The sequence below is a fragment of the Corallococcus sp. AS-1-6 genome (assembly GCF_020037015.1).
Lineage (GTDB): Bacteria > Myxococcota > Myxococcia > Myxococcales > Myxococcaceae > Corallococcus.
In genome coordinates, this window is the sequence record NZ_JAIQDE010000007.1 from 52,771 (window position 1) to 68,616 (window position 15,846).

Annotated in this window: 10 protein-coding genes; 4 read left to right on the top strand and 6 right to left on the bottom strand. The window is 69.0% G+C overall.

Annotated elements, in window-relative coordinates:
• Nucleotides 1–13 precede the first annotated feature (13 nt).
• Complete coding sequence (locus K8612_RS11805; RefSeq protein ID WP_223741352.1) at nt 14–910, bottom strand: cyclic nucleotide-binding domain-containing protein; 897 nt, start codon at nt 908–910, stop codon at nt 14–16.
• A 213-nt stretch (nt 911–1,123) separates the two neighbouring features.
• Here K8612_RS11805 and K8612_RS11810 point away from each other — a divergent pair, with 213 nt between their 5' ends.
• Complete coding sequence (locus tag K8612_RS11810; RefSeq protein WP_223762337.1) at nt 1,124–2,119, top strand: hypothetical protein; 996 nt, start codon at nt 1,124–1,126, stop codon at nt 2,117–2,119.
• A 13-nt stretch (nt 2,120–2,132) separates the two neighbouring features.
• Here the strand turns inward: K8612_RS11810 and K8612_RS11815 are convergent, their stop codons facing one another.
• From K8612_RS11815 to dacB, 5 genes are all read right to left on the bottom strand, one after another.
• Nucleotides 2,133–3,302: a right-handed parallel beta-helix repeat-containing protein gene (locus K8612_RS11815; protein WP_223762338.1), complete on the bottom strand. Its 1,170-nt coding sequence runs from the start codon at nt 3,300–3,302 to the stop codon at nt 2,133–2,135.
• Between the two features lie 137 nt (nt 3,303–3,439).
• The gene (locus K8612_RS11820) at nt 3,440–4,534 is read right to left on the bottom strand and encodes an alanine racemase (RefSeq protein WP_223762339.1); all 1,095 of its coding nucleotides are present in this window, start codon (nt 4,532–4,534) and stop codon (nt 3,440–3,442) included.
• Between the two features lie 56 nt (nt 4,535–4,590).
• Nucleotides 4,591–5,013, bottom strand: coding sequence for a hypothetical protein (locus K8612_RS11825; protein WP_223741356.1), 423 nt, complete (start codon nt 5,011–5,013; stop codon nt 4,591–4,593).
• Between the two features lie 88 nt (nt 5,014–5,101).
• Nucleotides 5,102–7,282: a prolyl oligopeptidase family protein gene (locus K8612_RS11830; RefSeq protein ID WP_223762340.1), complete on the bottom strand. Its 2,181-nt coding sequence runs from the start codon at nt 7,280–7,282 to the stop codon at nt 5,102–5,104.
• 37 nt (nt 7,283–7,319) lie between these two features.
• On the bottom strand, nt 7,320–8,807 hold the full coding sequence (gene dacB, locus K8612_RS11835) for a D-alanyl-D-alanine carboxypeptidase/D-alanyl-D-alanine-endopeptidase (protein WP_223762341.1): 1,488 nt from the start codon (nt 8,805–8,807) through the stop codon (nt 7,320–7,322).
• Between the two features lie 191 nt (nt 8,808–8,998).
• Here dacB and rdgC point away from each other — a divergent pair, with 191 nt between their 5' ends.
• The 3 genes from rdgC (at nt 8,999) to K8612_RS11850 (ending at nt 15,841) form a co-directional block, all read left to right on the top strand.
• Nucleotides 8,999–9,649, top strand: a complete 651-nt coding sequence (gene rdgC / locus K8612_RS11840) for a recombination-associated protein RdgC (RefSeq protein WP_223762342.1) — start codon at nt 8,999–9,001, stop codon at nt 9,647–9,649.
• Nucleotides 9,636–10,325 carry a hypothetical protein gene (locus K8612_RS11845; protein ID WP_223741360.1) on the top strand — a complete coding sequence of 230 codons (690 nt, stop codon included), beginning with the start codon at nt 9,636–9,638 and terminating at the stop codon, nt 10,323–10,325. The genes rdgC and K8612_RS11845 overlap by 14 nt, the downstream gene beginning before the upstream one ends.
• Nucleotides 10,326–10,582: 257 nt before the next feature.
• Nucleotides 10,583–15,841 (top strand): DEAD/DEAH box helicase, encoded by a 5,259-nt coding sequence (locus K8612_RS11850; protein ID WP_223762343.1) that lies wholly within the window; start codon nt 10,583–10,585, stop codon nt 15,839–15,841.
• Nucleotides 15,842–15,846: the final 5 nt, after the last annotated feature.

Here is a 15,846-nt window from a genome sequence, read left to right on the forward strand (position 1 = left end):
GGAGGACGGCGGACTACTTCGCTTCGCCCATGACTTCCATGGTGTGCTTGAGCCGCTCCAGGCCCAGGCGCACCAGCGCGCCGCGCAGGTCGGGCTGGCCCAGGAAGGCCTTCCTGAACACCTCGCGCTCCAGCTTGAGCAGCGTGCAGGGCGTCACGGTGCGCACGGTGGCGGTGGCCAGCCGGCTGCGCAGCAGGGAGATCTCCCCGAACAGGGCGCCTTCCTCCAGCTTGGGATAGGCGGACTGGCGGCCGTCGCTGTGCGTGTGGAAGACCTCGCACTGGCCCCGGATGAGGACGTAGAGCGCGTCCCCTGGCTGGCCTCGGGTGAGCAGCGTCTCACCGGCGGGGACGGTGCAGGGGACGAACGAGTCTCCCAGCTCGTGCTGCACCTCCGGGGGCAGGGCGGCGATGAGCGGGTTGCTGCGCAGCGCGTCCGCGAGCAGGCGCTCCCGGGCGGCGACCTGCATCTGTTCGCCCTTCACGCCGTAGTCCTTGCCCAGCTCCCGGACGCCGGCCTGGGTGAGCTCCAGCAGCACGGCGTCCTCCACCGTCACGATGGTCGCGGTGCGCTGCGTGCCGGTGAGCAGCGCCAGCTCCCCGAAGAACTCGCCGGCCCCCAGGCGGCCGACCTCCGTGTTGCCGCCGGGTTCGCCGCCGCGAAGCACCGCGACGCGGCCCTCCAGCACCACGAACATGGAGTGTCCCGGGTCGCCCTCGCGCACCACCACCTGGCCCGCGGGCAGGTAGCGTGTGCAGACGGGCGGCGGCGCGGGGGCGCCTTCCGCCTCCGCCTGGGCGCCGGTCGCCACCGGGTGCGCCGAGGAGGCCGCGGGCGACTGTCCGGCCGCCGGAGCCGGGGCGGACGGGTGGGCGGACAGCAGGGCCTGCAGGCGCGCGAACAGGGACATGGTGCGCGAATGCTACCGGCCCGTCCTCGCGGAAACTGTGAAGCGCTTCACAGGCGGCGTGGAGGCGGCCTGAAAGACAGCCAGGCGGCCAGGAGGAGTCATTGAACAGGGATTGACGGACGTTCGCCACGTCTGTGTTCATCCCACCCGCCACGGCGGGGTGGACGCCGGGGATGGCGTGGCCGGACCGGTACGCCCTACAGTCCCGGGCCCATGGGAGACACGCTGGACGTCGTGGTGGACCTGGGGGACGTGGGAGAGACGGCCGCGGACGCCGTGCTGCTGAAGTACGCGCAGGGCTTCCACGGGGCGGACGGCGCGGTGGCGCGCCGGCTGGAGGCAGCGGGCGTGGCCATGGACGCCTTCGACCTGCTCCCGGGGGACCACCGCTTCATCGAGTCGCGCCGGACTCTGGGCGCCCCGTGGGTGCTCTTCCTGGGCACGGTGCGCCTGAGACAGTTCGGCTACCACGAGATCCGCCAGTTCGCCGTGCGCGCGCTCCAACTGCTGGAGCCACGGCATGAGGTGCGTCACCTCGCGTGCACGGTGCACGGTCCCAACTACGGGCTGGACGAGGACGAGGCCGTGCTGGCCCTGGTGGGTGGTTTCGTGGACGCGTTCCAGCGGGGCAGCGGCCCTCGCGACCTGGAGCGCATCACGGTGGTGGAGCTGAACCCCAAGCGGGTGGAGCGGCTGCGAAAGGCATTGGCGCTGGGGCTGGGGCTCACGCCGGGAGTGGAGCCGCTGATGGGGGCCACGGGCTTCCGCGTGCGGCGGACGTCGCGCTTCGTCCAGGCGCCGTCCATGGCTTCCGCGGGCGCGAACTCCCAAGAGAAGCCCCATGCGTTCGTGGCGATGCCCTTCGCGCAGGAGCTGGAGGACACCTACCACTACGGCATCCTTCACCCCGTGAAGGCGGCGGGGCTCCTGTGCGAGCGGGTGGACCAGGCCGTCTTCGACGGGCCCATCATCCAGCGCATCCGGGACCGCATCGACACCGCGAAGGTCGTCATCGCGGACCTGTCGCTGGCGAACCCCAATGTCTATCTGGAGGTGGGCTATGCCTGGGGACGCGGCAAGCCCACCCTGATGCTGGTGCGCGACGTGAAGGAATTGCGCTTCGACGTGTCCAGCTACCGGTGCCTCGTCTACCGGAACATCCGGCACCTGGAGGAGCTGCTCACGCAGGAGTTGAAGCGCATCCCCTGAGCGTGTGGCGCGGTCAGTAGGGGGCGCAGGTGACGCCCTCGCAGTTGCCGGCGCCGTTGTTCCGCGCGACGTTGCCGCCCCCGTCGAAGGCGGTAGGCGCGTGGATGCCCCAGCCCGTGTTGCCCAGGGCCACGTTGCCCAGCACCGTGGGCGTACTGGCCGGGAGGACGCGGAGGCCGTCACCGTTGTTCCGGAGGAACCGGTTGGCGCGGACGATGCCGGTCTGCGGGAGGCTGACGATGGGCGTGTCTTCCAGGGTCAGCCCGCCCGCATTGTCCCAGAAGGTGTTGCCCTGGATGTAGACCTGGAATGAGCCGGCTGTCAGCCCATTGTCATTGCCCACGATCCAGTTGTTGATCATGTCGAGCTGGACCACGTTCCAGATGGGCGTCTCCGTGGGAGCGAACGACGCGTTGTTCGCGATGAGCGTGTTCTCGAAGCGGAACCGTTCGCAGATATCCCGGCCCCCGATGGGCACGGTCGTGGAAGCGACGGCGTCATTCCGCGCGAAGACGCTCGACCGGACGCGGGCACTGCCGGCGAAGCAGTAGATGCCGACTTTGTTCCCCGTGAAGGTTGAATCGAGGACGTCGGCCGCATGGGTATCCAGGTAGATGCCGAGGCGGTTGTTCTCGAAGTGGCTCGACCTCACGTCGAACGAACCGAGGGATGCGTCGATCTCGCTTCCGAGCCCGACGTCATTGCCGATGAACCGCGAATTCGTGACGAGGAAGGAGGTGGTGGAGAAGAAGTTGTAGATGGCGGTGCCGTTGACCGCGAACGTGAGCTTGTGCACCCGCAGGGAGTCGACTCCCTCGGTCTGGATGCCTCTTGCGAACCCGCGAATCGTGCCGTTGCGCACCATGCTGGTGCCGGTGACCACGATGCCCAGGGTGTCTTGCCGGACCGGACTCGAGCGGCGCACGGTGTGGCCACCCAGGTCGAGGACGATGCCATCCCCTTCGATGCGGAGTGCGGGCTCGTCCGTGCCCGGGCAGGAGAGGTCATGCGTGAGCTTCGTGTGCTGGGTGATGACGTCGCCACACTGGACGTCGCATTCGACCGGCTTCGCTTGCTGGAGCCGGGCGTCGAGCGCCTCCCTGTCCGACGCGAGCGCCGCGGGTGCTCCCAGGAACAATGCGCCGATGGCCGCCGTGACAGAAAAGCCCTTTGCCTTATGCATGCCGCCTCCCCGCCGGAAGTCGTTCCGGCGACCGGCGAAATGCTAGACATGGCACCGTCAGCGGCATCCCCTCTGCCAGTGGCAGCGCGCGGACCAGTGGATGACAACCTGGCTGCACGCTGGGGCGGTACGGCCTGTCACCAGCCCCGCGCTGTGACCTCCCATGTCGCCACCTGCGTGTCACCCCGCACGACGTGCAGTCGCGGATGCTGGGGGACGGAAACACAGACATGGTTGGGCACCACACGCACCCGCTCGCCGATGCGCGGGCGCCACGTCGTGCCGGACACGTCCAAGAGGCCGTGCTCCTCCGACAGGTTCTTCACCACGACCTCCGGCCGGTCCAGCACGACGCCATAGCCCGGCGCCAGCCCTTCCTCCTTCACCAGCGCCTTGGCTCCCGCGTCGATGACCACCTGGCCCGGCACGGCCGTGCTCACGACGGTGGCCAGTACGGAGTAGGCGCACTCCGTCCAATCACACGCGCCGATGACCGCGGCGTTGCGGTCGTTCAGCGCGTTGAGGCCGGGGCGGATCTCCGTGAGGCCCTTCACCGTATGGGATTGCCAGAGCGTCGGCGTGGAGCCGCCACTGACCACCTCCGGCGGCAGACCCGCGGCCTTCAACGCGTCCACGAACGTCGTGACCGCATCGGACTGCGCCTGCATCACGGCGGGCAGCTCCGCCTGCGGGACGCGGATGTGGCCCGCGTAGAAGGTCAGCCCGCGAAACGCAACCCCAGACATGGACGCCGCCGCGCGCGCCAGGGCCAAGGCTTCATCCGGCGTGCGCAGCCCCACGCGGCGCATGCCCAGGTCCACCTCCACGAGCACGCCCACGGTGCGCCCGGCATCCCGCGCCGCTCGCGCCAGCCCCTCCAGCACTTCAAGGGAGTCGAGCGCCACGGTGAGCCTCATGCGCGAGGGCAGGGCCATCAGCCGCGCCAGCTTGCGCGCGCCCACCGGCGGATACGCGAGCAACACGTCGTCGGACACGGACGCCATGACCTCGGCTTCCAGGAGGGTGGCCACCGTGACGCCGGAGGCTCCCGCCGCGACCTGCATCGCGCCCAGCTCCGCCGTCTTGTGCGTCTTCGTGTGGGGACGCCAGCGCAGGCCGTGCTCGCGCGCATAGGTCGCGACGCGCTGGAGGTTCCGCTCCACGCGGTCCAGGTCCACGATGGCGGCGGGCGTGTCGAGGGAGTCGAAGAGGGGCGAGGACATACGGCGCATGCTGGCACTGCGCTCCTCGCCCCGTCATCCGAATCGCCGGCCTTGCGTTCGCGGGGCTACGCCGCCGGTTCGAAGCTCACCGTGGGCCGCTGCCAGCTCCAGCCGCCGCCCTTCAACGCTTCCGTCGCCTGCGCATCCAGCACGCGCAGCGCAGCGAGCACGTCCGCGGGCGGGCGGGGCGCTCCCGGCGCGCTCTCCACCTCGAAGCGCGGGGGGATGCCGGCGGCGTCACGGCCGCCCATCACCACGCGGATGCGGCAGTTCTGCGGGGACAGCTCCGTCTCCCCGGACCAGGACACGTCCTGGACGAAGAGGTCCACCGCGCCCGGGGCCTTCTGCCCGCGCAGCCGCGTCACCACCGCGTCCAGCGACCCCTTCGCGCGCGCGTTCCGCTTCTTGCCAAGGCGGGTGAGCGACCACCAGACCAGGCCGCCCGCGACGATGGGCGACAGAACGAAGTAGGGGATGAGCGGGCTCATGGGGCGGCAGGCTGCCACGAAACGCGGAAGAAGAAACGCCCGTCTCCAGGCCTCGGGGCTCCGGAGACGGGCGTGAAGAGAAGCACGGCTACTGCGGCGAGGGCGCGGAGACCTTCTTCGTCGCGTTGGGCTTGTACGTCATGCCCAGCTCGTTGAAGACGAAGGAGTAGACGTCCACCTCCTCCTCGATGCGCGCGGACAGCGGCGTGCCCATGCCGTGGCCCGTCTCCGCGTTGGCGCGCAGCAGGATGGGCTTGGGGGACGCCGACGCCGCCTGCATCCGGGCCACCATCTTGCGCGAGTGGAACGGATCCACGCGCGGGTCATTGGCCCCGGAGGTGAAGAGCACCGGCGGGTACTTCGTCCCGTCCTTCACGCGGTGCACCGGCGAATAGCCATACAGCGCCTTGAACTGCTCCGGGTCCTTCACCGAGCCGTACTCCGTGACGTTGAACTGGCCGTTGGGCGTCAGCTCCGTGCGCAGCATGTCGTAGATGCCCACGCGCGCCACCACCGCGCCGTACTGCTCCGGGTGCTGCGTCAGGGCCGCGCCCATCAGCAGGCCGCCGTTGCTGCCGCCCTGGATGGCCAGCTTCTTCGGCTGCGTGTACTTCTGGGCCACCAGCAGCTTCGCGCACGCGTAGAAGTCGTCGAACACGTTCTGCTTGTTCGTGAGCGAGCCGGCCTTGTGCCACTCCTCGCCGAACTCGGAACCGCCGCGCAGGTTCGCCACCGCGAACACGCCGCCCTGCTCCAGCCACATGCCCGTCAGCGGGCTGTAGCCCGGGTTGATGGACACGTTGAAGCCGCCGTAGCCGGTGAGCAGCGTGGGGTTGTTCCCGTTCAGCTTCGTGCCCTTCTTCTTCAGGATGGTGAGCGGCACCTTGGTGCCGTCCTTCGAAGTGGCCTCCGTGCGCACCACCTCCACGTCGCTCATGTCGATGGGCGCCGTGCGCGCCAGCGCCGTCTTCGTGAGCTTGTTGTCCGCCGCCGAGTAGCGGAACCACGCGGCCGGCTGGGTGAAGCTCCCGTTGACGATGAGCAGGTCGTCCGCGCCCTGGCGCACCAGGCCGCCCACCGCCGACACCGGCAGCGTGGGCACCAGCCCCAGCTCCTTGCCCGTCAGGTCCACCATGCGCAACTGCGAGGGGCCCCCCAACTGCTCCAGCAGGTACAGGCGGCTCTTCGTCGGCACCACGGCCTGCACCGTCGCCTTGCCCTCGGGGACGACCACGGTCGCCTTGTCCAGCGTGGGCGTGGCCAGCGGCAGGCGCAGCACCTTGCCGCGCGACGCGTCCTTGCGGCTGAGCAGGTACGCCGCGCCGTCGCTGCCGAAGCGCGCCGCCACCACCTTGTCCGCGTACTTCGCCACCTGCGTCCACGTGCCCTTGGGGCCGTGCAGGTACAGGTCGAACTCGCCGCCGTCGCCGTTGGCCACGCGCGCGAAGGTGTACTGACCGTCGTCGCTGGACTCCAGGTCCGTCATCGCGATGCGCGGGAAGTCCTTGCCCAGCGCGTACGTGTCCTTCTCCGTGGGCGTGCCCAGCGCGTGGAAGTACACCTGCTGGTACACCTCGCGGTCCACCGGTGGGCGCTCCTCGCCGCGCGGATAGCGCGTGTAGAAGAAGCCCGTGCCCTGCGCGTTCCACGCCAGGCTGCCGCCCGCCGTGCCGCCGTTGACGCGGGGGACCAGCTCGTTGGGCATCGCCTTCGCGGACGCCACGTCCCACACCGTCACGTCACCGCTCTCCGTGCCGCCCTTGGACATGGACACGGCGACCTTCTTGCCGTCGTGCGACAACTGGAACCAGTCGATGGTCGTCTTGCCGGACGTGTCCACGACCGTGGGGTCCACCAGCACGCGCTCCTTCGACGTGTCGTCCAGCGAACCCACCACGATGAGCGTGGGCTGCTGCTTGGGCGGCTGGAACTTCAGCCCCAGGAGCGTGCCGCCCTGTTCGTCCAGGCCGCCGTAGGAGGGCGACTTCCAGGACAGGAGCTCCGTGATGCGCTGGCGCAGGGGCTCGCGGCCCGGGAGCTTGTCCAGGTACGCGCGCGTGAACGCGTTCTGCGCGTCGGTCCACTGCTGCACCTGGGGGTCGGTCGCGGACTCCATCCACTGGTACGGGTCCGTCACGGTGGTGCCGTGGTAGGTGGCCTCCACGGGCTTCTTCTCCGCGGCGGCGGGCTTCGCGGGCGCCTTGCCCGCCGCTCCGGACACGAGCGGCAACAGCAGCGCGGCGGTCGTCACTGCGATTCTGGACTTCATGGTTCACCTCGCATGCGGGTGGTTCCCTGCGGGACGCTCAGCGCAGGGGCAGCTCCACCAGGGCGGTGGAGAAGGTGTCGAAGGTCTCGTTGGCGTTGGGCTTGGTGCCCTCGTCCATGTTGCCGAGCATCAGCGCGAAGACGACGCGCGGGTGCTCCGTGTCGTTCGGCCGCTCCGCCACGCCCACGAAGCACTTCTGGCCCGTGAGCGTGCCCGTCTTCGCGCGGAGGCGGCCCGCGGTGGACGCCGTCGTCTTGCGGCCCGCCAGCGTCCCGTCCACGCCCAGCACCGGCAGGCTGTCCACCAGCGCGGCGCCATACGGCTCCTGGAGGCTGGTGAGCAGCACGCGCGCCATGCCCCGGGGCGTGGCCAGGTTGTAGCGGGACAGGCCGCTGCCATCCACCGGACGCAGGTCCTTGGTGGGCACGCCCCGGCGCGCCAGCTCCGCCACCAGGGCCGTGCGCAGCGCGGTGTAGCCCTCCTGGCCGGTGCGCTCGCGGGCGAAGCGCATGCCCAGCCGCTCCGCGTACAGGTTGAGGCTCTCCTTGTTGGTCGCGCGCACCAGCTCCGACAGGGGCGGGCTGATCAGCTCCACCAGCGGTGACGGCATGGGGGGCAGGGGCGGGGTGGGGGCCTCCAGGGACAGCGGCAGCCGCGTGACTCCGTGCCGCGCCAGCGCGTCGTCCACGCACGCGGCGAAGAGGGCCTCCGGCGCGTCCACGGACAGCTTCACGGCGGCGGACTGCGGGCAGGGCCCGCCCGTGGGGGAACGCCACGTGCAGCGCACGCCGCCGCCTCCGCGCACGCAGGCCAGGTTCGCGCGCTCGGCGTTGACGTCCACGTTCACCACCGCGGACAGCGTGGCGAAGGCGGGGGTCCACTGCACGGAGGGCGCGTCCGCGCAGGTGGCGCCGGGGGCGCGCGCCAGCGCCAGGTCCACCACGTTCTCGCGGAAGACGAAGGGCGTGGGCGGCGCGCTGTAGGCGTACGCCGCGTCATCCCAGGCCCAGCCCGGCCCCATGCCGCCGTCCAGGCCGTCCGTGCCGGAGATGCGCACGTTGCCGCGCCACTGGTGGATGCCGCGCGCCTGGAAGGCCTCCGCGATGCGGTCGCACGCGAGCGCCGTCTCCGGGAAGCGCCACGAGCCCAGCGACGGGTCCCCGGACGCCTGCGCCACCACGTCGCCCAGGAACAGGCCTCCTGTCTGCGAGCCCTCCAGGAACACCGGCGTCGTGAAGCGGAAGTCCGCCCCCAGCGCGGACAGCGCGGCGGAGGTGGACACCACCTTCATGGTGGACGCGGGCAGAAGCCGCACGTTCTCGCGGTGGGTGAAGAGGGGCTCGCCGGTGCGCGCGTCCACCACGTACGCGCCCGCGAGCGCGCCGTCCGCCTCCAGGGTCTCCAGCAGGGCCTTCGTCACCCCGGGCAGGGTGTCGCGCGGGGCGCCGCCCGGCGTGGCGGGCGTGTGGGTGCAGGCGGACAGGAGGAGGGCAACGACGCTGGCGGGCAGGAGGGCGCGGCGCATGGCGGCGGCCACCGTATGTCGCGTGCCAGGGAGTGTCATGGATTCCCGCCAGCGGGGTGGGGCGGAAGAAGTGCACGGTTGGACGGCGCCCGGGCAAACGGCTTCTGGCGCGGCCTATTCCCGGCGCTTCGCGTCCAGCCACACCGAGTGCCTTGACGCGGCGTCACAGGCCCCCCATCCTGCCGCGCCCCATGCCTGTCCTACGTGGTGCCGTGACCTTTTCGCGCTTCCGGACCGAGCCGGCCAAGGATGCGCCGTCCGACGTCAAGCGCTGGATGACCAAGGGACTCAAGTCCCATGCGTTCGAGCCCATCGACCGCCGCTCCGAGGAGGAGCGCGCCGCGGGGTTTGTCGAGCTGGAGAACCCGGAGTCCTCCGAGTTCGCCACCGGCAACCTCTTCTATGGCGAGTACGCCCTCTTCGCCTTCCGCATCGACACGCTGAAGGTGCCCGCGTCGATGATGAAGTCGGAGCTGGACAAGTGGTCCGCCGCCTTCGCCAAGGAGAACGGCCGGCCGCCCGCGCGCGCGGAGAAGAACAAGCAGCGCGCGGAGCTCAAGCAGCTCCTGCGTCAGCGCGCGGTGCCGCGCACCAGCACGCTGGACGTGACGTGGAACCTGAAGACGCACACGGTGCAGGTCTGGGCCGCGTCGCGCAAGACGGTGGATGAGATCTGCGTGGCGCTGGAAGGCGCCCTGGCGGTGAAGGTGATTGGCATCACGCCCGCGTCCATGGCGCAGCGCGCGGGCATCGACGAGAAGGCCCTGGGCCCCACGGCGGAGCTCATTGGCATGGACCTGCCGGCGACGGCTTCGGTGGAGGGCGCCCATGGCGAGGCGTGAGCAGGCGAGGGAAGAGGCGGCGTTCGCGCGGGGCGATGTCGGCGTGGACGGCGCCGCCACGGAAGAGGAGAAGGACGAAGCCGAAGTCGAAAAAGGCAAGGCGCGCGAACAGCTCCTGCGCGGCCGGGCCTACCTGGGCCGCGAGTTCATGACGTGGCTGTTGTGGCGCTCGGAGTCGGGCGACCCGCTGGTCGAGCACGACGGCGCGGGCGTCGTCGTCCTCTTCCTGGGCAAGGTGGTGCTGCGGGGCGTGGCGGGCGACGTCACGGAGATGAGCGCCAAGGGAACGCTGGCGCCGTATTCGGAGAACGTGCGCCACTCGCTGGACCGGGGCCTGCTGGTATCGCAGGCGCGGCTGCGCCTGTCGCACGGCGAGCGCGAGTACGAAGTCACGCTGGATTCGGAGTTCCTGGACATCCGCGCCGCCAAGCTGCCCGCGCTCATGACGGAGGAAGAGGATGATCAGCTCTCCGAGCGTCTGGAGTTGACCGAGCAGCTCTCCGCCATCGTGGACGCGCTGGTGCAGGACTTCCTGGCCGTGCGCGCCGGCCGCGCCTGGAGCAAGCAGGTGGTGCCCGCGATGAAGGAATGGATGAAGGGCGAGGAGAAGGGGAGCGACCTGCTCTCCAAGGCCGCCCGAGCCCGGGGCCGTGACGCCCGCGCCGCCCGGGGCTGAGCGCCTCCTGTTTGTCCTGTGCTCCTTTCCCTGAAGGAGCACAGTGCGGCATTCGCGGTTCAACAGGGGGGCGCACACGACGCCCTCCGACCCAGATTCAGCCGCGCAATACCCCTTCTCCGCTGATGACGCTTCTGGTCGGGCACACTCAGCGTGCGGCCTGCCATGGCTCGAATCCAGTCTTCTGCATTTGACTGCTGGGCGGCCTTCATGGCGAGCGATAGCCTCCAGGGGCTCTTGAGGGGAGACTGGGACGCATGGACGTTTTCGCGCTGCGGGACAGCGTCATCGGCGAGTACGAGCGGTTCGCCACATCATTCACCACGATTCGCGCCGCGGACCTGCGCACGAAGCTCAAGGCCTTCTATGCGGCAGGGACCTACTGGCCGGAGCCCCTGATCCAGCTGAACCCGCACTACCAGGAAGGCCGCACGCAGGCTGAACTGGTCAAGGGCGATGTCCTGCACCCGAAGTGCCCCGACCTGTTCCGCTCGACTGCGGGCCATCCTCTTCCGCTGCACAAGCACCAGGAACTCGCGGCGATCCTGGCCACGACGGGGGCGAGCTACGTCGTCACCACCGGCACAGGCTCAGGTAAATCCCTGTGCTTCTTCGTGCCCATCGTCAGCGCCGTGCTGAAGGAGCGTGACGCCGGGGCTCCTCGCAGAACACGCGCCATCATCATCTACCCGATGAACGCCCTGGCCAACTCGCAGCTCGAGGAACTTGAGAAGTATCTGGGCAAGTCCGGCGATGCGCCGGTCACCTACGCTCGCTATACCGGCACGGAAAAGCAGCAGGAGCGGGAAGCCATTGCGCGCAATCCACCCGATATCCTCCTGACGAACTTCATGATGCTTGAGCTGCTGATGACGCGGCAGGATCCCGTCGATCGGCAGGTGATGGCGAACTGCGAGGGGTTGCGCTTTCTCGTCCTCGATGAACTCCATACCTACCGTGGACGCCAGGGGGCGGATGTGGCGCTCCTCGTTCGACGCGTTCGGGAACGCCTCGCTCCGCAAGGGCTTCAGTGCATCGGTACGTCAGCCACGATGGCGAGCGCGGACTCCCTGCAGCAGGGCAGGAGTACCAGCTCCGTCGTGAGCCGAGTCGCCTCACAGCTCTTCGGCGCGCAGGTGCCGGAGACGCACGTCATCACCGAGTGGCTGCGTCGCCAGACGACGGGCCCCCATCAGGTGGCAGCGCTGATGCCCTCACTCGCGAAGGCGCTCGAGCAGCCACTCGCGCGTGACGTGCGTGACTCGGTGTTGACCTCCCATCCGCTCTCCATCTGGGTGGAGACCCGCCTTGGCATTACAGTCAACCCCGACGACCAGACATGGCGCCGCGCGAGGCCCCTCTCCGTCAGCGCCGCGGTCCAGCTCCTGGCCCAGGAGTCAGGCTGCCCGGAGAGCCTCTGTCGCGAGCGCCTGCGCCACTTCCTCCTCCTGAGCAGTCAGCCGGAGAAGGATCGTCGCGGCGACAAGACGGGGGCGACGAATCCCTTCTTCGCCTTCAAACTCCACCAGTTCATCTCAGGTGCCTCGAACGCATACGCGACCCTTGAGCCGCCTGGCGCCCGGGCAGTAACGGTCGATGCGCAGAAGTTCCTCCCTGGGGCGGAGCAGAAGCGGCTCTATGCGGTCCATTTCTGCCGCCAGTGCGGCCATGAGTATCACCCGGTAAAGCTCAAGACGGACGGGCTGGCGCTCGAGTTCATCGACCGCTCCATCGATGATGCTCCTCCTGGCCGTGACGACGACGAGGAAGAGGAGACGTCCGCCGCCGAAAATGAAGAAGGAGAGCGGTTCGGATTCCTGACACGGGATGCGACGGAAGACCCCGAGTGGGACTTCAAGGGCAAGGATGAGACCTATCCAGAGTCGTGGCTGGATGGCAAGAACGCGCTCAAGGCTTCTCGTCGGCATCGGAGGCTTGAGCTCCATCGCGTCACGCCTACCGGCAAGACGGGATCCGAAGGGCAGCCCATGTGGTTCCTCCCCGGCCGCTTCGGCTTCTGCGTCGTGTGCAAGGAGGTCCATGGGGGTACCTCGCGCGACCGCACGCGGCTGGCATCGCTGACAGCGGAAGGGCGCAGCTCCGCGACGACGGTGTTGACGTTGAGCTCCCTGCGATGGATGCACGGAGCTGGATCGGGCCTGGATGTATTTACCCGGAAGATGCTCGGCTTCTCTGATAACCGGCAGGACGCCGCGCTACAGGCAGGCCATTTCAACGACTTCCTCTTCGTCTGCATCTTGCGCGCGGGCTTTCTCGGTGCGCTCGCAGCCGCAGGCGAAAAGGGCCTCTCGAGCGCGGAACTCGGGGAGGCGCAGCAGCGCGCGCTGGGCTTCCATCGCCTCGACGACAGAGGGTTGCGCGGCGAATGGATGAAGGATCCTGAAGCGAAGCCTTTCGCCCGGCTGTCGGCGGAGAAGTCCCTGCGCGAGGTCCTCGCCTACCGTGTGTGGTTCGACCAACGGCGCGGCTGGCGGTACACCAATCCCAACCTCGAGCAGCTCCGCCTGGTTGAAGTCGAATACGAGCACCTGGATGAGATCGTCTCGGACGAGTCTGCCTTCGCCCATGCGCCGGCCTTGCTCCGCGAGGCCACGCCCGACGTGCGCCGAGGCGTCTACCGTGTGCTGTTTGATCACATGCGTCAGTGGATGGCCGTCGAATCGTCGGTGCTGAACGCCACCTCGGTGGAGCAGCTTCGGGCCAATGCATTCTCCCAGCTCCGGACTCCCTGGGCCTTCGGGAGCGACGAGAAGACGCGGCCCTCCCGCTGGCTGATGGTGTCCGCACCATCCCGCAAAGGGCTGACCATGCGCGACGAGGACCTCGTCGTACGTGGTGGCAGCCGCAGCGCGTTGGGAAAGGCGCTCCGGTCGAGCCGGCATTGGGGGGGAGATGCGCGTGCCCGCACGCAGAGCGCCGCCGACCTGGAGCAGATCATCCAGGTACTGCTCGTCGCCGCCCGTGGCCTGGTCATTGAAGAGCCTACGCCCTTCGATGGGCACATGGGTTGGCGGCTGAAGGACGCCCACGTGCGTTTCAAGCTGGGCAGCGGGGAGGACCCGGAACGGCCTGATCGGATCAACCGCTTTTTCCGCGACCTCTACCGGTCCCTGGCGAAGCTGCTCGCATCCCCCTCGCACCCGCTGTTCGGGTTCGAAGCGCGCGAACACACCGCCCAGGTCGAGGACGCCCGCCGGATCATCCGGGAGAAACGCTTTCGTTACGGTGACAAGGAGCGGCAGGAGCTTGCCGCCGACGCCGTGACGCTTGCCCAGCTCGACGAACCGAAGGAATTCCTTCCCGTCCTCTTCTGCAGCCCGACGATGGAGCTGGGGGTCGACATCTCGCAGTTGAACACCGTCTATCTGCGCAACGTGCCGCCGACGCCTGCCAATTACGCCCAGCGCAGCGGTCGCGCCGGGCGCAGCGGGCAGGCGGCCCTGGTGCTCACCTACTGTGCGGCCCAGAGCCCACATGACCAGTACTTCTTCCGGGACCCGCCGGGCATGGTGCATGGCGTCGTGCGGCCCCCGATGCTGGAGCTGGCGAACCAGGACCTTGTCGAAAGCCACCTGCACGCCATCTGGCTCGCCAACACGGCGCGTCCGCTTGATGACTCCATTGCGAAGCTCGTGAGGCTCGAACAGCGCCCGGAGTGGCCGCTCCAGGCCGACCTGACCCAGGCCCTCTCCGCGCCCGAAGTGACGGCGCGAAGCGCGGAGGCCATGACGCGCTTCTTGTCCATGCTGGAGGACGAACTCACCCCCGAAGCCGCGCCCTGGTTCGACGGTATCGAAGCGCTGGCCCGGCGCACGGCGTCGAACGCGTTCAAGCGCTTCGACGAGGCCTTCCGCCGCTGGAGGGGCCTCTACGAGGCGGCACACCTCCAGAAAGAGGAGTCACGCCGCGTCATTGATGCGCATACCAGCCGGGCGACAGAGAGGCGGGCCGCCGAACGAAGACACGGCGAGGCCGTCAACCAGCTCAACCTGTTGGATCAGGGGACGGACTCCGGACGCAGCGACTTCTACACGTACCGCTACCTCGCGACGGAGGGTTTCCTTCCCGGGTACAACTTCCCGCGATTGCCGCTCATGGCGTACGTGCCGGCGACCGAAGATGGGCGGGGCCGGCAGACCTATCTCCAGAGACCGCGCTTCCTGGCGCTGTCGGAGTTCGGTCCCCGCAGCCTCATCTACCACGAGGGGCGTGCCTATCGTGTCGTGCGGGCGCTGCTCTCGCTCTCCCATCCGACGGGTGGTGCGGACGCCAGGTTGCCCACGCTGTCGGTAAGGCTCTGCCGCGGCTGTGGGGCAGGGCACTTCTCCGTGGACCCATCGGTCTGCCATGCGTGCCGTCAGCCGTTGGGGGACGCCCTTCACGTGCGCGAGGTCTTCCGTATCGACAATGTCGGTACGAAGCGCGCTGAACGCATCACCGCCAATGACGAGGAGCGGCAGCGGCAAGGGTTCGATTTGCAGACCACCTTCGCCTGGGCCGACCGTGAGGGGCGCCCGGACGTGCGCGAGGGCGTGGCCAGGCATGCGTCCGGCGGGTTGCTGTGGCTGACGTACGGCCCCAGCGCCACCATCACCCGGTTGAACCTCGGGCTGCGCCGGCGTGCTCGGCGCAGCGAGCACGGCTTCACCATCGATCCCGTGAGCGGTGATTGGGAGAAGGGGGGGGACGAAGAGAAGGATGGAAACGACGTCGGCAACCCCCGCCAGCGCATCGTGCCAATGGTGCAGGACCGGAAGAACGCGCTGCTCGTGCGGCCCGCCGCCGCGCTGGACGAGCGGTCGATGGCGACGCTCCAGTACGCGCTCCTCCGTGGCTTGCAGGCGCACTTCCAACTTGAGGAGGCGGAGGTGCTCGGCGAGCCCATGCCAAACCGTGACGACCGGCGCGGCATCTTCTTCTACGAGGCGACCGAGGGCGGGGCAGGCGTGCTGACGCAGGTGCTCGCCCAGCCCGAGGCGCTCGCAGTGGTGGCCCGGCGAGCGCTGGAGGTCATGCACTTCGACCTTGAGCAGGGGGTTCCGGCGGCGGCGGCGGAGCTGAAGGACAAGGCGGGCACGCACTGCGTCGCGGCCTGCTATCGCTGTCTCATGTCCTATTACAACCAGCCGGACCATGAGCAGATCGACCGCCGTGACGTTCCCGTCCGAGAGCTGCTCCTGCGTCTGGCCCGTGGCGTGACCGAGCTTCGCGAGCCGATTCCGGTCACGCCCGCCGAACTCCTCGGCGGGGGCCCCCGCGTGCGGTTCCTGCATCGCCTCGACAGGAAGGGGCTGCCGCGGCCCGAGGCCACGGACTGGGAGGGCGCCGATTTCGTATGGAAACAGGATCGGGTCGTCGTGTGTCTTGGAGCACCAGCACCCTCCTTGTTGGAGCGCTTTGATGCCCTGTCATTGACGTCCCTGGTCTTCGGCGATGAGGAGCAAGAGTGGGCGGGGCGCTTCGTCGAGCTGTCGAAGGCACTGGGCAAGGGCTGACCGGC